General features: G+C 72.1%; 13 protein-coding genes. 7 read left to right on the top strand and 6 right to left on the bottom strand.

Annotation, left to right across the window (positions count from 1 at the left end):
- Nucleotides 1–64: 64 nt before the first annotated feature.
- Together ACH4FX_RS35185 and ACH4FX_RS35180 are read left to right on the top strand one after the other, a co-directional pair.
- On the top strand, nt 65–1,036 hold the full coding sequence (locus tag ACH4FX_RS35185) for a glycosyltransferase family 2 protein (RefSeq protein ID WP_398485523.1): 972 nt from the start codon (nt 65–67) through the stop codon (nt 1,034–1,036).
- Nucleotides 1,033–1,548 (top strand): GtrA family protein, encoded by a 516-nt coding sequence (locus tag ACH4FX_RS35180; RefSeq protein WP_398485522.1) that lies wholly within the window; start codon nt 1,033–1,035, stop codon nt 1,546–1,548. The genes ACH4FX_RS35185 and ACH4FX_RS35180 overlap by 4 nt, the downstream gene beginning before the upstream one ends.
- Here ACH4FX_RS35180 and ACH4FX_RS35175 read toward each other — a convergent pair.
- The gene (locus tag ACH4FX_RS35175; protein ID WP_398485521.1) at nt 1,518–3,731 is read right to left on the bottom strand and encodes a PIG-L family deacetylase; all 2,214 of its coding nucleotides are present in this window, start codon (nt 3,729–3,731) and stop codon (nt 1,518–1,520) included. The genes ACH4FX_RS35180 and ACH4FX_RS35175 overlap by 31 nt on opposite strands.
- Nucleotides 3,732–3,903: 172 nt before the next feature.
- Complete coding sequence (locus ACH4FX_RS35170) at nt 3,904–4,536, bottom strand: TetR/AcrR family transcriptional regulator (protein WP_398485520.1); 633 nt, start codon at nt 4,534–4,536, stop codon at nt 3,904–3,906.
- Between the two features lie 295 nt (nt 4,537–4,831).
- On the opposite strand from ACH4FX_RS35170, the gene ACH4FX_RS35165 reads away from it, so the two are divergent.
- Both ACH4FX_RS35165 and ACH4FX_RS35160 read left to right on the top strand, forming a co-directional pair.
- Nucleotides 4,832–5,767 (top strand): ABC transporter permease, encoded by a 936-nt coding sequence (locus tag ACH4FX_RS35165; RefSeq protein ID WP_398485519.1) that lies wholly within the window; start codon nt 4,832–4,834, stop codon nt 5,765–5,767.
- Nucleotides 5,760–6,638, top strand: a complete 879-nt coding sequence (locus ACH4FX_RS35160) for an ABC transporter ATP-binding protein (protein ID WP_398485518.1) — start codon at nt 5,760–5,762, stop codon at nt 6,636–6,638. Before ACH4FX_RS35165 ends, ACH4FX_RS35160 begins: the two co-directional genes overlap by 8 nt.
- Before the next feature lie 139 nt (nt 6,639–6,777).
- Here ACH4FX_RS35160 and ACH4FX_RS35155 read toward each other — a convergent pair whose 3' ends face one another.
- Entirely contained in the window at nt 6,778–11,754 is a 4,977-nt protein-coding gene (locus ACH4FX_RS35155; protein WP_398485517.1) for an NAD-glutamate dehydrogenase, read from the bottom strand.
- 543 nt (nt 11,755–12,297) lie between these two features.
- Here ACH4FX_RS35155 and ACH4FX_RS35150 point away from each other — a divergent pair.
- On the top strand, nt 12,298–12,864 hold the full coding sequence (locus tag ACH4FX_RS35150) for a DJ-1/PfpI family protein (RefSeq protein ID WP_398485516.1): 567 nt from the start codon (nt 12,298–12,300) through the stop codon (nt 12,862–12,864).
- A 125-nt stretch (nt 12,865–12,989) separates the two neighbouring features.
- Here ACH4FX_RS35150 and ACH4FX_RS35145 read toward each other — a convergent pair whose 3' ends face one another.
- Nucleotides 12,990–13,679 (bottom strand): HAD family hydrolase, encoded by a 690-nt coding sequence (locus tag ACH4FX_RS35145; RefSeq protein WP_398485515.1) that lies wholly within the window; start codon nt 13,677–13,679, stop codon nt 12,990–12,992.
- A 67-nt stretch (nt 13,680–13,746) separates the two neighbouring features.
- Nucleotides 13,747–14,253, bottom strand: a complete 507-nt coding sequence (locus tag ACH4FX_RS35140; RefSeq protein WP_398485514.1) for a DUF6912 family protein — start codon at nt 14,251–14,253, stop codon at nt 13,747–13,749.
- A 285-nt stretch (nt 14,254–14,538) separates the two neighbouring features.
- Here ACH4FX_RS35140 and ACH4FX_RS35135 point away from each other — a divergent pair, with 285 nt between their 5' ends.
- On the top strand, nt 14,539–15,111 hold the full coding sequence (locus ACH4FX_RS35135; RefSeq protein WP_398485513.1) for an Rv3235 family protein: 573 nt from the start codon (nt 14,539–14,541) through the stop codon (nt 15,109–15,111).
- A 90-nt stretch (nt 15,112–15,201) separates the two neighbouring features.
- Here the strand turns inward: ACH4FX_RS35135 and secA are convergent, their stop codons facing one another.
- The gene (gene secA / locus ACH4FX_RS35130; RefSeq protein WP_398485512.1) at nt 15,202–18,030 is read right to left on the bottom strand and encodes a preprotein translocase subunit SecA; all 2,829 of its coding nucleotides are present in this window, start codon (nt 18,028–18,030) and stop codon (nt 15,202–15,204) included.
- Nucleotides 18,031–18,769: 739 nt separating this feature from the next.
- Here secA and ACH4FX_RS35125 point away from each other — a divergent pair.
- Nucleotides 18,770–19,960, top strand: a complete 1,191-nt coding sequence (locus ACH4FX_RS35125; protein ID WP_398485511.1) for a winged helix-turn-helix domain-containing protein — start codon at nt 18,770–18,772, stop codon at nt 19,958–19,960.
- Nucleotides 19,961–20,025 lie beyond the last annotated feature (65 nt).

The following is a 20,025-nucleotide window of genomic DNA, read 5'->3' as shown; positions in this document are numbered from 1 at the left end:
GAATTACTGCTTGGGACGTGGTGGCTCACCACGCCGCGCTCCGCCCCGGCGAAAGGGCCCCTTCATGAAGCTCTCGGTCGTCGTGCCCTGTTACAACGAAGAGGAAGTCATCGGCCGCTTCGACGAGGTGATCCGCCAGGTGCTCGGAGAACTCGCCGTCGAGTACGAGCTGTGCTACGTGGACGACGGCAGCTCGGACGGCACCCTGCACCGGATACGCACCCTGGCCCAGCGGTACCGCCCGACCACCCGCTATCTCTCCTTCAGCCGGAACTTCGGCAAGGAGGCCGCCATGCTCGCGGGCCTGAAGGAGGCCACCGGCGACGCCGTCATCCTCATGGACGCCGACCTCCAGCACCCGCCGCGGCTGATCGAGAAGATGCTCGACCTCTACCAGCTCGGCCACGACCAGGTCATCGCCAGGCGCAGCCGGGACGGCGAGGGGCCGCTGCGCAGCGTGTGCAGCCGGCTGTACTACCGCGCCGTCAACAAGTGGGTGGACGTGGAACTGGCCGACGGCGTCGGCGACTTCCGGCTGCTGTCCCGCGCCGCCGTGGACGCGCTGGTCTCGCTGCCCGAGTACAACCGCTTCTCCAAGGGCCTGTTCTCCTGGATAGGCTTCGACACCGTCACCTTCGACTACCGCAACGCCCGGCGCGAGGGCGGTACGACCAAGTGGTGCTTCGGCTCCCTGGTCAACTACGGCATCGACGGCATGATCTCCTTCAACAGCCGCCCCCTGCGGTTGGCCATCTACGCGGGCCTGAGCCTGGCCGCGCTGGCCGCCGCGTACGCCCTGTGGATCATCGGCGCGGCGGCCGTCGGCGGCGTCACCGCACCGGGCTATGTGACGCTGGTGGCCATCATCGTGGGCCTGGGCGGCCTCCAGATGGTGATGCTCGGCCTGATCGGCGAGTACATCGGCCGGATCTACTACGAGACCAAGCGGCGCCCGCACTTCCTGATCAAGGAGACCAACGGGTCGACGCCCGCGCACACCCCGACGGCCCACGTCGCCGGCCGGACCCGCCGATGACCCGTCGCCCGCGCGGGCCCGGCGTGGCGCACCGCTCCCAGCTCGCCCGGCTGCTGCGTTTCGCCGTCGTCGGCGGTGTCAACACCCTCACGTTCTACGGCTGTTACCTGGCCCTGCACCCGTGGCTGCCGTACTTCGCCGCCTACACGGTCGCGTTCCTGTTCAGCATGGCGGGCTCGTTCTTCCTGAACACCTATTTCACCTACCGCACCCGGCCCACCTGGAAGAAGTTCCTGCTCTTCCCGCTGACGCAGGTCACCAACTACGTGGTGCAGAGCGCGGGGCTGGTGGTGCTGGTGAACTGGTGCGGGCTCGGCACCCGCATCGCGCCGCTCCTCGCGGCGGTGCTGGCGATCCCGTTCACCTATCTGGTGTCCACCCGCATCCTGGTCCCGGGGCGGCAGGTGCCCGTACGGGACGCCGCGGACCCCGGGCCGGGCGCTCCCGCCGGCGGGGAGGACGGCCGTACGGGTGACGGGTCTCAGCCGGTGCGCTCCGGCGGACCGGTCTGACCGCGCCGGGGCCGCTGGACCGACCACTCCTGGAAGGGGCCGTCCGGCCCGGCGTCCCGCTGCCGGACCGTGTGCAGCCGCGCGTCGTTGCCGAGGACGGCCAGTACGGCGCGCCCGTCGGGGTCCTGTCCGACGGCCGCGGCGCCCGAGTGCGGCACCTTCCCCGTCTGCCAGCGCCCCGGCGCTTCCTCATCCGCGTCGCCGAGCGCGTACCGCAGCAGGCCAGCGCCGTCCCGGGCCGCGAGCACGACCGTCCGCGCGGGCTTGCCGACGGCCGCCGCGGCCACCCGGCCGTACCCGCCGACCGGCGCGTACCGCGCCGTCTGCCGCCAGGTTCCGGGCCGGGGCCGCCGCTCGGCGAGCACCACCTGGGCACTGGTGCTCTGCCGGTAGGCCAGGCGCACCGCGCCGTCGCCCAGCGGGATCAGGCTCAGCGGCCCGGCGGGCTCGGGCAGCCCGGTGCCCCCGGTGGGCTCGGGGAGCTGCCCCGGCTCCTCGGAGACCCAGTGGTGCACGTCGTCGGGGCCCGGCGCCGCGACGTGCACCAGCCCCTCGGAGTCCACGCACGCGTCCAGCCCGTCGACGACGCCCGGCACCCGGCCCGCCGCACCGCCGTTGCCCGTCGGCGGTGCCAGCCGCCGCCAGAGGGACCAGTCCGTGCCGCGCGCGCCGCTGCGGTAGCCGACGCCGCCGTCCCAGTCGCGGGCGAAGACGTGCACCGTGCCCTCCTGGTCGACGGCGGCGGCCGGGAAGCCCGTCTCCAGGGACCTGACCGGCGCGGCGTCCGGAACGCCCAGCGACTCCCACGCGCCGAAGGTCGGTACCCCGTTGCGGGCGGTGCCGTTCTGGAGGGCGGTCAGCAGCTCGCGGCGGTGCGCCTGATTGCGGGCGGGCAGGACCGTACGGGAGGCGAAGAGCTGGAGGGCGCCGCCGGGGTGGCTGACGGCGTGGATCTGGCCCTGGAACAGCCGGCCGCCGAGCGGGTGCGGACCGCTGAAGGTGCCGTTGCCCGGCGCGGTCTCCGCCCAGCACACGGCGGTGCCGTCCAGGACGGCGAAGGCCGCGAGCCGGCCGTCCTTCAGGGGCCGCAGCCAGCTGTTCGAGCCGGGGGCGCGCAGCCGGGTGCTGCGGGTCCAGTTGCGGGACCAGCCGTCCAGCGCCGAGCCGCCGACCTTGCGGTCGCCGCAGCCCGCCCGGTCGCCGCAGTCGCGGCCGTCGGCCCAGCCGTAGACGGACAGCAGCCGGGCCTTGCGCCGGGCGGTCGGCAGGTCGAGGTTGTGCGGCAGCACGTCCGTCTCGTATCCGAGGTAGCTCTCCACGAGGGTGGGGCGGTTGTGCTCGCGCTCCCAGTAGCCCGCCAGCGCCGCCTGCGCGAAGTACGCCGAGGCGGTGTGGTCCTGGTGGTCGTAGTAGGACAGCCCGCGCAGCCTGGGGTCGTCGGCGCGCGGCGCCGGGTGCGGGGCGTGCACCGCGTTCGGGTCGAGGGTGCGCACCACGGTCGGCCGGACCCGCTCCAGGAGCGCCACCAGCGACTCGACGACCTGCTCGCGGGTGTACGCGAAGGTGCGCTGTACGGGAGTGGCCGCGGGACGCAGCGTGGGCAGGACGTCGGTGACGCCCAGCCACAGGCCGCGCAGGCTGCGCGCGCGGGGCTCGGAGACGGACCGCGCCTCGACCAGCTCCATGAAGACGAGCTGGTTGTGCGGCGCGGCCCGCAGCGTCTGCATCTCGACCTGGAAGCCGGGCAGCAGCGAGACGGCCTCCACGTCCCAGGGGCTGAGCGGGTCGCCGGTGGCCATCACCGCGTGCGCGGCCCGCAGCCCGTTGGTACGGGCCCGCGCGAAGGCCTCCCGGTCACGCGGCGGCAGCCGGTTCCCGCGCCCGTGCTCGGCGGTGTTCCGGCCGTCGGACTCGCCGCCGGTCAGACACACCGTGACCGAGCGGGCGCCGCTGCGCACGGACTGCTCCAGGGCCGGGTTCATGAAGTACAGGGAGTCGTCGGCGTGCGCGACGACGTGCAGGAACGCCTGCTGCGCACCGGACGCGGCGGCCTCCCGCTCCAGCGTCGGGGCGGCGGCCTGGGACAGCGGGGCGCGCGGTCCGAGCCACGCCCACACCCCGGCCCCGGCCGTGACGGCGGCCGCTCCGCCGCCGCCCACCTGGAGCAGGCGTCGGCGGGACATGCGGGGCGGATGCGTCGGCACAGCGCTGGTCCTCCATGGCGCCCGGCAGCGCCCAAGACGTACCACATCGACTCACACCGGGATGAGTCACCTCGCCAGATGCACGTTCCCCAGTATTCGGCCGGACGAGGAGCGGCGCTCGCCCGATTAGTCCATGCCCCGGCGCCCTCCGCTACGCCTCCAGGGCCGACGCCACCGCGAGCGCCAGTTCGTCCAGGTAGCCCTTGGGCAGTTCGTCGCGGACGACCAGCAGCCGCCAGTACAGCGGGCCGGTCATCAGGTCGAGCGCCAGGCGCGCGTCGACGCCCGGCCGCAGCTCACCGCGCTCCACCGCGCGGGCCACCATCGCCGCCGCGACGCCCTGCTGACTGTCGAGCAGGGCGCTTCGCAGCGCTTCGGCGATCTCCGGGTTGCGCGCCGCCTCGGCCAGCAGGTCCGGGATGATCTGGGACGCCATCGGGTGCCGCAGCGCACGGGCCGCGACCTCCAGCAGCGTGCGTACGTCACCGCGCAGCGACCCGGTGTCCGGCGACGGCAGCCCCTCGGCGGCCACCGCCGAGACCACGTCCAGCACCAGGTGCAGCTTGGAGCGCCAGCGCCGGTAGACGGCGGTCTTGCCGACGCCGGCCCGCCGGGCGATGCCCTCGATGGACATCCGCGCGAACCCCACCGCCGCCAGTTCCTCGAAGACCGCGGCACGGATCGCCTCGGTCTTCTCCTCGCGCAGCACGGCGGCCCCGGCCGGCATCCGCCGCCCGCCCGTCCCGCCCGGCGCCCCGGTCACTTCCCTGTCGTCCTTTGCCATGCCTTGATCCTAGCGACGCGACGCAACGGTTGCGTTTCGACGTCGGCGGATCGTAGGCTCGGCAACGTTACGACGATACGGGACCGTTCTGACGCCCGTCGCGAGCCGGACCCGTAACGACGCAACGGGGCCGTTCTGTCGCGCCGCGGAGGTCGGGCCCGTAACGACGTCACGGACCCGTCCCACCGACCTGCGGGGCCCGCCGCCCCGTAGCGACTCCACAGCCCCGTCCCACCGCACCGCGCGGTGCGCCCTCTCCCACCCCGCTCCCCGCACCCCCGGAGGAGACCGCCCCATGTCCCAGACCCTCGCCCCACCGGAACGCGCCGTCGAGGCGTCGTCCGTGGTTCCGGGCGCCGTACCGCCCGACCCGTACCTGCGCGCGCTGGCCGAGCGGCACGGCCTGTCCGTCAGCGGCGCCCGGCCCCCGCTGCGCGAGTACACCCGCCGCCTGTGGGCGCGCCGCCACTTCATCGCGGCCTTCGCCACCGCCCGGCTGACCGCCACGTACACCACGGCGCGCCTGGGCCAGCTCTGGCAGGTGGCGACCCCGCTGCTCAACGCGGGCGTCTACTACTTGATCTTCGGCGTGCTGCTGCACACCAGCCGCGGCATCCCGGACTTCATCCCGTTCCTGTGCACCGGCATCTTCGTCTTCACGTTCACCCAGTCCACGGTCCTGGCCGGCACCCGCGCCGTCTCCGGCAGCCTCGGCCTGGTGCGCGCCCTGCACTTCCCGCGGGCCGCGCTGCCCATCGCGCAGACCCTCGTCCAGCTCCAGCAGCTCATCTGTTCCATGGGTGTGCTGGCGGCCATCGTGCTGATCTGCGGCGTGCCGCCGACCTGGCACTGGCTGCTGATGGTCCCCGCCCTGCTGCTCCAGTCCGTCTTCAACACCGGACTCGCCCTGGTCATGGCCCGGATCGGCGCGAAGACCACGGACACCGCGCAGCTGATGCCGTTCGTGCTGCGCACCTGGATGTACGTCTCCGGCGTCTTCTACAACCTGTCCGCGTTCACCAGCACCGCGCCGCACCTCGTCTCGGTGCTCCTGAACTGCAATCCCGCCCTGATCTACATCGACCTGATGCGGTACGCGCTGATCGACACGGTGCGCGCGCAGGACCTGCCGCCGCACGTGTGGCCGCTGGCCCTGGGCTGGGCCCTGCTGGCCGGCGTCGCCGGATACGTCTTCTTCTGGAAGGCCGAGGAGGAGTACGGCCGTGGCTGAGACCACCATGGAACACTCGCCCACCGGCACCGCCGCGGTACGCCCGCCCACCGGCACCGCCGCGGTACACCCGCCCGCCCCCGCCGGCGCCCCCGTGGGCAGCGCCCTCGACGACGACCGCGTCCCCACCGTCATCTGCGACAACGTCCACATCGTCTACAAGGTGCACGGCGGCGGCAGCGGCAAGGGCGGCGCCACCGCGGCACTGCACCGCATCGCCCGCCGCGGGCCCGCCGCCGGGGTCCGCGAGGTGCATGCCGTCAAAGGCGTCACCTTCGTCGCCCACAAGGGTGAGGCGATCGGCCTGATCGGCTCCAACGGTTCCGGGAAGTCCACCCTGCTGCGCGCCGTGGCCGGGCTGCTGCCGCCCGCCGCCGGCCGCGTCTACACCCACGGCCAGCCGTCCCTGCTGGGCGTGAACGCGGCCCTGATGAACGACCTGACCGGCGAGCGCAACGTCGTCCTCGGCGGGCTCGCCATGGGCATGTCCCGTCAGGAGATCCGTGACCGCTGCCCGGACATCGTCGGGTTCTCCGGCATCAACGAGAAGGGCGACTTCAGCTCGCTGCCGATGCGCACGTACTCCTCCGGCATGGCGGCCCGGCTGCGCTTCTCCATCGCCGCGGCGAAGAGCCACGACGTCCTGATGATCGACGAGGCGCTGGCGACGGGCGACCGCGCCTTCCAGAAGCGCTCCGAGGCCCGCATCCGCGAACTCCGCGCGGAGGCCGGCACGGTCTTCCTGGTCAGCCACAACAACAACGCGATCCGCGACACCTGCGACCGCGTGCTGTGGCTGGAGAAGGGCGAACTGGTGATGGACGGCCCGACGGACGAGGTCGTCACGGCGTACGAGAAATCCACCGGGTGACGCACGGGAGGGGCCGGGCAGGACCCGGGAGCGGCCCGGCAGGACCCGGACGCGGGAACGACCGGGCACGCCGCCCGGAACGACGGCGGCGCGGCCCGGCGGGTGCCGGACCGCGCCGCCGTCACGGCATGGCGGGCCGTCAGCTGTGCGTCCGCAGCAGCGTCCGCATCGTCCGCATCGCGACCGACAGGTTCGCCAGGTCGAAGCCCTCCGACCCGTGGATCTCCTCCAGCGTGGTCCGCGCGCGCCCGAGGATGGCCGCGTTCTTCTCCTCCCACGCCTTGAACCGCTCCTCCGGCGTGGCGGAGTCGCTGCCCACCGACAGCACGTCGCTGGTCAGCGCCGCGTGCGCGGCGAACAGGTCCTCACGGATGGACGCGCGGGCCATCGACTGCCACCGGTCGTTGCGCGGCAGTTCCAGGATGCGGTCCAGGAGCTGGTTGATGCGCAGCCGGTCACCCAGGTCGTAGTAGACCTCGGCGACGGCCAGCGGCTCCTTGCCGGTACGGTCCGCGATGGCCACGATGTCCAGCGCCGGGAAGGCCGACGAGAACCCGGCGACCCGGGTGGCCAGCGCCATCGGCACCCCGGCCTCGGTCAGCTCGTCCAGGATGCGCTGGTGCCACTCCAGGTCGCCGCCGCGCAGCAGCTTGGGCAGCTCGGTCCAGACCCCGGCCACCCGGTCCGCGAAGAAGTCGATGGTCTCGGACAGTTCCAGCGGCTGCGGGCGGTTGTTGAGGAGCCAGCGGGTGCCGCGCTCCACCAGCCGCCGCGAGTGCAGCCGGATGCGGGTCTGCACGTCGGCGGCGACGGTGTTGTCCAGCGCCTCGACGTCGTCCCAGACGTTCCCGAGCCCGAAGATCGCGCGGGCCGCGGTGTGCGCCCGTACGACCTCTTCGAGGGAGGCGCCGGTCTCCTCCCGCATGCGGTGCAGGAAGCTCGTACCGCCGGAGTTGACCGTGTCGTTGACCAACACGGTCGTGACGATCTCGCGGCGCAGCGCGTGCGCGTCGATCTGCTCGGCGAACTTCTCGCGCAGCGCGCTGGGGAAGTAGGCGTGCAGCAGGTGCTGGAGGTACGGGTCGTCCGGCAGCCCGGTCTGGATCAGCGCGTCGGAGACCGTGATCTTCGTGTAGGCGAGCAGCACGGCGGTCTCGGGCTGGGTCAGGCCGCGCCCGGCGGTCAGCCGCTCCTTGATCTGCCGGTCGACGGGCAGGAACTCCAGCGCCCGGTCCAGGTCCCCGTCACGCTCCAGGCGGCGGATGAAGCGCTGCTGGGCGGGGAGCATGCTGGCGGACTGCGCCTGGGCGAGCGAGAGCGCGGTGTTCTGCGCGTAGTTGTTGCGCAGCACCAGCGCGCCGACCTCGTCGGTCATCTCGGCCAGCAGCTTGTTGCGCTGCTTGACCGTCATGTCGCCGTCGGCGACGACCGAGTTGAGCAGGATCTTGATGTTCACCTCGTGGTCGGAGGTGTCCACACCGGCGCTGTTGTCGATCGCGTCGGTATTGATCTTGCCGCCGTTCCGGTCGAACTCGATCCGGCCGAGCTGGGTCAGGCCCAGGTTGCCACCCTCGCCGACGACCTTGACCCGCAGGTCCTCGCCGTTGACGCGGATCGCGTCGTTGGACTTGTCGCCCACGTCCCCGTGCGACTCGGCCGACGACTTCACGTACGTACCGATGCCGCCGTTCCACAGCAGGTCCACCGGCGCCTGGAGGATGGCGCGCATCAGGTCGGCCGGGGTCATCTTCTTGACGCCCGCCTCGATGCCGAGGGCGGCCCGCACCTGCGCGTTGATCGGGATGGACTTGGCGGTACGCGGGTGGATGCCGCCGCCCTGCGACAGCAGGCTCGTGTCGTAGTCCGCCCACGAGGAGCGCGGCAGCTCGAACAGCCGGCGGCGCTCGGCGTACGAGGTGGCCGCGTCCGGGTTCGGGTCCAGGAAGATGTGCCGGTGGTCGAACGCGGCGACCAGCCGGATGTGCTCGCTGAGCAGCATGCCGTTGCCGAACACGTCACCGGACATGTCACCGACGCCGACGACCGTGAAGTCCTCGGTCTGGGTGTTGACGCCCAGCTCGCGGAAGTGCCGCTTGACCGACTCCCAGGCGCCGCGGGCGGTGATGCCCATGCCCTTGTGGTCGTAGCCGGCGCTGCCGCCGGACGCGAACGCGTCGCCGAGCCAGAAGCCGTACGACTCGGCCACCTCGTTGGCGATGTCGGAGAACGTCGCGGTGCCCTTGTCGGCCGCGACGACGAGGTACGTGTCGTCCCCGTCGTGCCGGACGACGTCCGCGGGGTGCACGACCTCGCCGCCGACCAGGTTGTCGGTGATGTCCAGCAGACCGGAGATGAACGTCTTGTAGCAGGCGATGCCCTCGGCCAGCCACGCGTCGCGGTCCACCGACGGGTCCGGCAGCCGCTTGCCGACGAAGCCGCCCTTGGCGCCGACCGGCACGATGACAGTGTTCTTGACCATCTGTGCCTTGACCAGGCCGAGCACCTCCGTACGGAAGTCCTCCCGCCGGTCCGACCAGCGCAGACCACCGCGCGCGACCTTGCCGAAGCGCAGGTGCACGCCCTCGACGCGCGGCGAGTACACCCAGATCTCGTACGCCGGGCGCGGCGCCGGCAGGTCCGGGATGGCCTGCGGGTCGAGCTTCACCGACAGGTAGGAGTGCGGCTGCCCGTCGCCGTTCCTCTGGTAGTGGTTGGTGCGCAGCGTCGCCTTGATGACGGTGAGGAAGGCCCGCAGGATGCGGTCCTCGTCCAGGCTCGCGACCTGGTCCAGCGCGCCGTCCAGCTCCTCCAGCAGCCCGTCGGTCAGCTCGGTGCCGGCCCGCTGCCGCTCCGGCGACATCCGCGCCTCGAAGAGGCTGACCAGCAGCCGGGTGGTGTGGACGTTGTTGGAGAGGGTGTCCTCCATGTACGTCTGGCTGAACGTCGAACCGGCCTGCCGCAGGTACTTGGCGTACGCCCGCAGCACCATCGCCTGGCGCCAGTTCAGGCCGGCCCGCAGCACCAGCTTGTTGAAGTTGTCGCTCTCCGCCCGGCCGGTCCACACCGCCGTGAAGGCGTCCTGGAACCGCTCGCGCGCGTCGTCGCCGTTCATCCGCTCGGGGATGCGCAGCCCGAAGTCGTAGATCCAGGCGGTGGCGCCGTCGGTGCAGCGCAGCTCGTGCGGGCGCTCGTCGACGACCTCGACACCGAGCCGGTTGAGCACCGGCAGCACCTTGGACAGCGAGACCGGCTCACCGGTGCGGTAGATCTTGAAGCGGCGCTCGTCGGGGCCCGCGCCGACCGGCTCGTACAGGCTGACCTCGAAGTCGTTGCCGCCCTTGGCCGTCAGCTTCTCCAGGTGCTGGAGGTCGGCGACCGCGCTGCGCGGCGGGTTGTCGGCCTTGTAGCCCTCCGGGAAGGCGTGGTTGTAGCGCCGCAGCAGCTCGGCGGCGCGCTCCTCGCCGACCTCGGCGGTCAGCGCCTCCGCGAAACCGTCGGCCCAGGACCGGGCGGCCTCGACCAGGCGCGCCTCGATGCGCTCGGCGTCCGCGTCGGTGAGGTCCGGCAGGGTCGCGCCGGGCTGGACGCGCACCACGAAGTGCAGGCGGGAGAGGATCGACTCGGTGTTCCAGGCGGTGAAGTCGACGCTGGTGCCGCCCAGTTCCTCCTTGAGGATGTCGATCAGCCGCAGCCGTACGCCGGTGGTGTAGCGGTCGCGCGGCAGGTAGACCAGCGCCGAGTAGTAGCGCCCGTACTCGTCCTGGCGCAGGTACAGCCGCAGCCGGCGGCGCTCCTGGAGGTACAGGACGCTGGTGACGATGGACTGGAGCCGGTCGACGGGCGTCTGGAACAGCTCGTCGCGCGGGTAGGTCTCCAGGATCTGGAGCAGGTCGCGGCCGTCGTGGCTGTTCGGGGTGAAGCCGGCCGCTTCGAGCACCTCGGCGACCTTGCGGCGGATGACCGGCACCCGGCGTACGGACTCGGTGTACGCGGCCGAGGAGAACAGTCCGAGGAACCGGCGCTCGCCGATGACGTTGCCGTCGGCGTCGAACTTCTTCACGCCCACGTAGTCGAGGTACGAGGGGCGGTGCACGGTGGAGCGGCTGTTGGCCTTGGTCAGGATCAGCAGGCGGTGCTCGCGGGCCTTGGCACGCGCGTCCTTGGGGAGCCGGTTGAAGGACGGCGAGACGGGGTGGCCGTCGTCGCCCTCGCTGTGCGCGGGGTCGGAGCGCAGGACGCCCAGGCCGGTGCCGGGCACGGCGGTCAGCACATCCTCCTCGGCGCCGGACTCGCCGGGGACCGAAGCCAGCTCGTACTCGCGGTAACCGATGAAGGTGAAGTGGTCGGCGGCCAGCCAGCGCAGCAGCTCGCGGGCCTCGTCGACCTCCTGGTCCCGCAGGTCGTCGGCGGTCGGCTCGGTGGGCAGCTCATCGGCGATGCGCAGCGCGGCGTCGCGCATCTTCTCCCAGTCCTCGACCGCCTCGCGCACGTCGGACAGCACTCGCAGCAGATCCTTGGTGATCTGCTTGAGGTCGGCGCGGTCGGTCTCCCGGTCGATCTCGACGTGGATCCAGGACTCGATCAGCGCGTCGTGCGGCAGGTCCCGGCCCTTGCCGCGGCCCGCCTTGTCCTTGCCGGTACGGCCGTGCAGGTCGCACGTGTTGTCGAGGACCTCGATCAGCTTGCCGGTCACGTCCCGGCGGACGATGACCTGCGGATGGATCACGACGTGGATGCCGCGGCCCTGACGCGACAGCTCGTTGGTGACCGAGTCGACCAGGAAGGGCATGTCGTCGGTGACGACCTCCACGACGGAGTGGCTGCACGTCCACCCGTTCTCCTCGACCGTCGGGGTGTGCACCCGGACGTTCGCGGTGCCCTGGGGGCGGTTCTCGGCCAGCCGATAGTGGGAGAGCGCGGCGCCGAAGACGTCCACCGGGTCGCGGCCGGTCAGGTCTTCCGGCGCGGTGTGCAGGTAGTAGCGCTGGAGGTATCCCAGGAGGGTGTCCGGGTCGAGGCCCTGTACCGGTGCCTGTCCCCCGGCCGGGCTGCTTTCAGCGACCCGGGCGGCCCGCGCGAGCAGCTCGGTCTTGGCTTCGTCCAGCTTGGTCTGCATGTCCTCTGGCTCCTGTCGCGCGCCGTTGCGTGACGTCGTGGATGGCATCCGTGGAAGCTGCACGGCATCGGCGCGACCGGTGAGGGTTCCCCCGCCACAACGCGGGGAAGAGTCCGGCCGGGGACGACGCTGTGCCGCGATGAGCGATGACCGGTCCGTGCGGCGCCGCTCCGGAAAGAGCCGGCCGGCGGTCCCGATCGCAACGATCAGCGGTCGCCCGGTCGCCGTGCTGTCCCGGGCGCAGGGCGAGGGCCTCGATGCCCCCGCGGGTTATCGCGCTGATCACGATGCAAGGCTATCGCTCCCGGCACGGGTGCCGTCATGGTCCAGCTGTGTACAAAACCACTAGCCGAAATTTGACGATCCGGACAGCGACGCGACGGCGGGGCGCCGCCCCTGGAATCCCCCGGTATCCCGCGGGGGCTTGGCAAGCACGGCGATCCGGAGGACGTTGAGCGGGACACCGAGGAGCGGTCCGGCGCGCGCGGATGTGACGAACGGCATACCCGCGCGGGCTACGCAACCCCAGCGGAGGTGGACGGCATGGCCGCCAAGATCCTGATCGTGACCGGCGACGCGGCGGAGTCCCTGGAGGTCCTCTACCCCTACCAGCGGCTGCGCGAGGAGGGGTACGACGTGCACATCGCCGCCCCCGCCCGCAAGACGCTGCGTCTGGTCATCCACGACTTCGAACCGGGATTCGACACCTACACCGAGAAGCCGGGCTACACCTGGCCCGCCGACCTGGCCTTCTCCGAGGTGGACCCGGGACAGTACGCCGCCCTCGTGGTGCCCGGCGGGCGGGCGCCGGAGTATCTGCGCAACGACCCCGAGCTGCGCAAACTGGTGAAGTCCTTCTTCGACGCGGACAAGCCCGTCGCCCAGATCTGCCACGGTCCGCTGCTGACCGCCGCCATCGGCGGCCTCAACGGGCGCCGGGTCACGGCCTATCCCGCCCTCGAACCGGACATGCAGAGCGCCGGCGCCACCTTCCGCGACGCCGAGGTCGTCGTCGACGGCACCCTGGTCTCCTCCCGCGCCTGGCCCGACCACTCCGGCTGGATGCGCGAATTCATCGCGGTGCTGCGGAGCAAGGCGCCGGTGACGTAGGCGGTACGGGCCGGGGGCGCCGCGACATAGGCGGTACGGGCCGGAGCGCGGCCGGGACCGTCACGGGCCGGAGCGGGCCACCGGGTGCGCGCTCGCCGCCCGGCACTCCCCGGCCCGGGTTCCGGCTACGCGGCGATCTCCGTGGCCGCCTCCACCGCCTCCGCGAGGGTGTCCACCACCGGCACCCCCGCGGCGGCCAGGCTGCCGCGGCTGTGCGAGCCGCCCGTGTAGAGCACCGCGTGGGCCCCGGCGTGCCGGGCCGCCACCGCGTCGTCGACCGCGTCACCGATCACGACCGTACGCGCCGGGGCTATCCGGCCCGTCCCGTCCGGCGCCGCCCCGTCGGCCAGGGCCGCGAGGTGGCGCACCATGTGCTCGCTCTTGCTCCCGCCGGACGGCCCCGTACGGCCGTCCACGCGCACGAAACGCGACGCGATGCCGAAGCCCCGCACCAGCGGCATCAGCTCGTCGTGCCCGTACAGGCTCAGGATCGACTGGCTGCGGCCGGCCCGCTGCCAGTCCTCCAGCAGCCGCTCGGCGCCCTGGGTGAGCCCGCACGCGGGCCGGTGGGTGGCGTAGTGCCGTTGGAACGCCGCGTCCATGACCAGCCACTCCTCGTCCGTCGGCAGCCGGCCCATCAGCCGCTCGTAGAACCGCGGGACCGGGACGCAGTACAGCTCCCGGTAGCGGTCGAGGGTGATCGGCGGCAGTCCCAGCTCGGCGAAGGCGGCGTTGGTCGCTCCCATCACCGCGTCGGTGTCGTGGAAGAGCGTCCCGTTCCAGTCCCAGACGATGTGCGTCACGTGCGTCCCCATGCCCAAGACCGTACCCAGGAGCACCGACACCGCGGCACGGACGGTGGTACCGCGCGGCCCGTGCGCGTCAGGCGATCAGGTTCGGGATCTCCTGTACGCCGAACCACATCAGCTCGTGGTCCTCCGCGCCGTCGACCGTGAAGCGCGCGTCGTCGTCGCCCATGTCGGCCGCGCCCAGCGCGTCGGCCGCCGCGGCGACGTCCTCGGCCGCGTCGTCGGAGTCCACGTGCACCGCAGCGGCCTTCGCCATCGGCACCGGACCGGCGATCCGGACCTCGCCCAGCGCCGCCTGGTCCAGGCCGCGGTCGGGGTCGGCGACGGCCGCGCCGTCCGGTACGTCCACGGCCACCACGACCCGGCGCCGGGGGGCCCGCGGGTCGGCCGCGATCCGGCGCAGCGAGCCCTGCGCGGCCCGGTTCAGCGCCGCGTACTCCAGTTCCTCGATGTCGTCGGAGACGTACCACTCGCGCAGCGCGGGGGTGACGGCGTAGGCGTCCAGCGGGCCGGGGCCCAACTCCCCGGCTTCGTGGGCCGCCGCGAGTCCGGGCAGGGTCAGGGGGACATACACGCGCATGGCTGCCGCTTCCGCTCACTTCACTGGGCCTGGGAAAAACTGCCCGGCCAGCATACGGGCGCGCGTCCCCCTTCGTGCTCCGGCGCCGTCCCCCCGGAGCCGCCCGCCCTCGGGATCACGCCACCACGCGCCCCCGTATCCGCCGCCGTCCCCCTGATGGGTGAACCTGCGGATCCGTTCGCGGCCCGTCCGGCGCTCCTTGCCGCCGCCGTCGCGCCGCCGGTAGAAGAACCCCACCGAAGCTACTGCCCGGTATCCACCGGGCCGGCCGAACGGGGGCCCACCATGACCATCACCACCCAGTCCGACACCCGCACATCCGCCCGCTTCCGCTCCCCCGGGAGCGCGCCCACCGCAGGACCGGGACGGCCCGGTACCGGTCCGGCGGGGCGCCCCCGTACCGGCCCGCCCGCGCGACCGCGTACCGGTCCGCCGGGGCGCCGCGACTCCCGGCGCCCGGCCGGGCCGCGGACCGCTCCGGCCGGCGCCGTCCCGCGCCGGGCCCCGCTGTCCCTCCCGCACGAGTGGTTCGCCGAACAGCTGCTGCTCACCCTCAGCGGGCGGCGCCCCGTGCACGTCCTCCTGGGCCACGCGCTGCCCGCCGCGTACGACCGTCTCGTGGAGCTGGCCCCGCAGGCGCCGCTGCGGCCCACGGGCACCGGAGCGGACCGCCGCGCCCCTGCCCCGGCGGTCCGCCACTGCGGCCTGTGCCGGCCACGCCCGGACGTCATCGAGGCCTTCGCCCGCATCGCCTCCGGCGAGCGGCTGCGCGCCCTCGCCTTCCGGCTGGAGCTGGGCAGCGACACACGGTGGCGCTGCGCGGCGCTGGACATCGGTCCGTCCGGCCCGGTCTGGTGAGCCGACCGGACACGGCCGTCAAAAGGCCGGGGCGCCGTGGCATCGAGCCACGGCGCCCCGGCCGTACGCGCTCCGCGGAGCGCGGTCACGTCACTTCTTGCGGCGACGTCCACCGCTCTTCTGGGCCTTGCGGCGCTCCGCGCGCGTCAGGCCGTCCGACTCCGAACGGGCCGGGGCCGCGTCGTCCTGGCTGGTGAAGTCGCCCTCGACGACACCGCCCTCGCCGTCCACGGTCGGCGCGGAGAAGTGCAGCCGGTCCGGGCGCTGCGGGGCCTCCAGGCCCTTCGCGTGGATCTCCGGGCGGGCGCCGGCACCGGCGGGCACCGCATCCTCCTTCTCCAGGGAGGTGCGCTCCTCGGCGTCCGCCACCGGAACCTCCTCGACCTGCTGCTCGACCTGGACCTCCAGGTTGAACAGGTAGCCGACGGACTCCTCCTTGATGCCCTCCATCATGGCGGTGAACATGTCGAAGCCCTCGCGCTGGTACTCGACCAGCGGGTCCTTCTGGGCCATCGCCCGCAGGCCGATGCCCTCCTGGAGGTAGTCCATCTCGTAGAGGTGCTCGCGCCACTTGCGGTCCAGGACGGACAGCACCACACGGCGCTCCAGCTCCCGCATGATGTCGGAGCCGAGCTGCTCCTCACGGGCCGCGTACTGCCGGTGGATGTCCTCCTTGACGGCCTCGGCGATGAAGTCGGAGGTGATGCCGGCGCGGTCGCCGACCTCCTCCTCCAGCTCCTCGATCGTCACCTTGACCGGGTAGAGCTGCTTGAACGCGCCCCACAGGCGGTCCAGGTCCCACTCCTCCGCGAAGCCCTCGACCGTCTCCGCCTGGATGTAGGCGTCGATCGTGTCGTCCATGAAGTGCTTGATCTGCTCCTGGAGATCCTCGCCCTCCAGGACGCGGCGGCGCTCGCCGTAGATGACCTCGCGCTGCCGGTTGAGGACCTCGTCGTACTTCAGGACGTTCTTACGGGTCTCGAAGTTCTGCTGCTCGACCTGCGACTGCGCGGACGCGATGGCACGCGTCACCATCTTGTTCTCGATCGGCACGTCGTCGGGGACGTTGGCCATGGCCATCACCCGCTCGACCATCTGGGCCTTGAACAGGCGCATCAGGTCGTCGCCGAGGGAGAGGTAGAAGCGGGACTCGCCGGGGTCGCCCTGCCGGCCGGAGCGGCCGCGCAGCTGGTTGTCGATACGGCGCGACTCGTGGCGCTCGGTGCCGAGCACATAGAGCCCGCCCAGCTCCTTGACCTCCTCGAACTCCGCCTGGACCGCGGCCTCGGCCTTCTCCAGGGCGGCGGGCAGCGCGGCGGCCCACTCCTCGACGTGCTCGACCGGGTCCAGGCCCTGGGCGCGCAGCTCGGCCTCGGCGAGGTCGTCCGGGTTGCCGCCCAGCTTGATGTCCGTACCGCGGCCGGCCATGTTCGTGGCGACCGTGACGGCGCCCTTGCGGCCCGCCTGGGCGACGATCGACGCCTCCCGGTCGTGCTGCTTGGCGTTGAGCACCCGGTGCGGCACGCCGCGCTTGTCGAGCTGCTGGGAGAGGTACTCGGACTTCTCCACGGAGGTCGTGCCGACCAGGATCGGCTGGCCCTTCTCGTGCTTCTCGACGATGTCCTCGACGACCGCGGCGAACTTGGCGACCTCGGTGCGGTAGATCAGGTCCGCCTGGTCCTTGCGGATCATCGGCCGGTTCGTCGGGATCGGTACGACGCCCAGCTTGTAGATCTGATGGAACTCGGCGGCCTCGGTCATGGCCGTGCCGGTCATGCCGGAGAGCTTGTCGTAGAGGCGGAAGAAGTTCTGGAGGGTGATCGTGGCGAGCGTCTGGTTCTCGTCCTTGATGTCCACCCCTTCCTTCGCCTCGATCGCCTGGTGCATGCCCTCGTTGTAGCGGCGGCCGGCGAGGATACGGCCGGTGTGCTCGTCGACGATCATGACCTCGCCGTCGATGACGACGTAGTCCTTGTCGAGCTTGAACAGCTCCTTGGCCTTGATCGCGTTGTTCAGGTACCCGACGAGCGGCGTATTGACCGATTCGTACAGATTATCGATGCCCAGCCAGTCCTCGACCTTGGTGACACCGGACTCGTGGATGCCGACCGTGCGCTTCTTCTCGTCGACGTCGTAGTCGCCGGTCTCCTCGATGCCGCGCTGCGGGTTGGCGGGCTCGCCCCTCTTCAGGCGCTGCACCAACTTGGCGAAGTCGCCGTACCACTTGGTGGCGGAGTCCGCGGGGCCGGAGATGATCAGCGGCGTACGGGCCTCGTCGACCAGGATCGAGTCGACCTCGTCGACGATCGCGAAGTTGTGGCCGCGCTGCACCAGCTCGTCCTTCGACCAGGCCATGTTGTCGCGCAGGTAGTCGAAGCCGAACTCGTTGTTCGTGCCGTACGTGATGTCGCAGTTGTACTGTTCGCGGCGCTCGGCGGGCGACATGTTGGCGAGGATGCAACCGACCGTGAGACCGAGGAACTTGTGGACCCGGCCCATCATCTCGGAGTCGCGCTCGGCCAGGTAGTCGTTGACCGTGATCAGGTGCACGCCCTTGCCGGACAGCGCGTTCAGGTACGCGGGGAGCGTACCGACCAGGGTCTTGCCCTCACCGGTCTTCATCTCGGCGACGTAACCCAGGTGAAGGGCCGCGCCGCCCATCAGCTGAACGTCGTAGTGGCGCTGGCCGAGCACCCGCTTGGCGGCCTCGCGGACCGTCGCGAACGCCTCGGGCAGCAGGTCGTCCAGCGTCTCGCCGTCCGCGAGCCGCTCCTTGTACTCATCGGTGAGCGCCCGCAGCTCTGCGTCGGAGAGGGCCGCGAAGTCCTCCTCGATGGAGTTGACCTGGCCCGCGATGCGGTGCAGTTTGCGCAGGATCTTTCCTTCGCCTGCACGCATGAGCTTGTTGAAGACGGACACTTGGGCTGGTCTCCTTGCCGGTCGGGCCTGGCGCTGGGGGTACCCCCCGCCGCAGGCAGGGGGAGGGTGCGCGGGCGCGGCATTTTTCCAAGGGGCAGGCCCCGCCGCAACGGCCATCGTAAAGGAGGACCCCATCCGGCCGGGAGGTCCACCGCCGCGAAGCGCACCGCTCCCCGGTGCACAGCTTCCTCACAGAAGAACGCGCGAGGCCGCGAGAAGGTGCCGGGGCGGGCGGTGCGGAGGGCGCGGCCGTCCGGTGCCCGGGCAGGCGGAGGCCGGCGCGCAGGGGGGCGGGCGGCCGGTCGTGCGTGAGAAAACACTCGCTCGCGGCGCAGGGCTCCGCACACTCCCGGGATGGGGTGCGTTCGGGATGGGGTGCGTCCCGTATGGGGTGCGTCCCGTATGGGGTGCGTCCGGTTCCCCGGGTACCGCGCGGGCCGTGACGGCTCCGTACCGCGCTGGACGGCCGCAGTGTCCCCGTTCGAGATGGCACAGGCGTACGACTGCATCGGATGCCTAGGCAGGCTGAGCCAGGAGGACTGGCGCACCGGCGTCCACTACCGCCGCGCGGTGCCCGGGTCGGTCCGCTGCTCCCCATCGGCCTGGGGATGTCCTCCCCGGCACCCCATCTGCCGTCCGCCGGCAGACGAGTTCGCGTACGGGCCCGCCGGCTCGCGCCGACGCGGCCCGCCGGCCGTCGGCACCGGGCGTTGTCAGTGGTGGCTCCTACGCTGACCTCATGACAGCAGCCACGCCCGCCAAGTCCGTGACGCCGAAGCCCGTGACCTCCCTGTCCGCCGATGACGCCCGGCGCCTGGCCCTGCGTGCCCAAGGTTTTCTGGGCGCGCCGGACCGCCGCGCGGGCGTGCGGGGCGTGCTGCGGCGGCTGGGCGCGGTGCAGCTCGACACGATCTCGGTCCTGGCCCGCTCCCACGAGCTGATCCCGTACGCCCGGCTCGGTGCCGTCGGCCGCCCCGCCGTCGAGTCCGCCTACTGGTCGGGCGGGCACAGCTTCGAGTACTGGTCGCACGCCGCCTGCATCCTGCCGGTCGAGGAGTGGCCGCACTTCGCCTTCCGGCGCCGGGCGATGCGCGCCAGGGGGCACCGCTGGCACCTGATGGAGGACCGCGAGGGCTCCTGCGCCGCCGTACTGGACCGGCTGAAGGCCGACGGTCCGCTGACCACCTCCGACCTGGGCGGGGGCCGCAAGGGCGGCGAGTGGTGGGACTGGTCCGAGACCAAGATCGCGGTGGAGTGGCTGCTGGACACCGGGGAGGTGGTGTGCACGGAGCGCCGCGCCTGGAAGCGGGTGTACGACCTCGCCGAGCGCGCCATCCCGGACGACCTGCTGCACGACGACCTGGACGACACCGAGTGCATACGCCGCCTGGTCGCCCAGGCCGGCGCCGCGATGGGGGTGGCCACCCGCGCGGACCTCGCCGACTACCACCGCCTCAAGAACGAGCAGGTGGACGCCGTGATCGAGGAGACAGGCCTGGTCCCGGTCGAGGTCGAGGGCTGGGGCAGGCCCGCCTGGGCGGACCCCGCCGCCCTGTCCACCGCACCGCGCGGCCGGCACCGTACGACGCTCCTGTCGCCGTTCGACTCCCTCATCTGGGACCGCCCGCGTACGGCCCGGATCTTCGACTTCACCCACCGCCTGGAGGCGTACGTCCCGCGCCCCAAGCGGATACACGGCTATTTCGCGATGCCGCTGCTGGCCGGCGGCCGGCTCGCCGGGCGGGTGGACCCGGCCCGCGAGGGGAGCACGCTCATCGCCCGCCAGGTGTCGATGCGGGACGCCAAGGCCGTACGGCCGATGGCCCAGGCCCTGACGGAGGCCGCCCAGTGGGTCGGCTGCGATGCCGTACGGATCGAGCGCTGCGACGACGCCGGGCTAAAGGCGGCGCTGGTGGCGGAGCTGTCGTGAGGGGGTGGGAGCAGGGCTGACCGGCCGGGGCGCCGAGAGGCGCCCCTGACGGGGCTGCCGTCACC

Source organism: Streptomyces sp. NPDC018019, from assembly GCF_044327805.1.
GTDB lineage: Bacteria > Actinomycetota > Actinomycetes > Streptomycetales > Streptomycetaceae > Streptomyces.
Note: the sequence above shows the minus strand (reverse complement) of the source record. Positions and strands in the feature narration are given on the sequence as shown.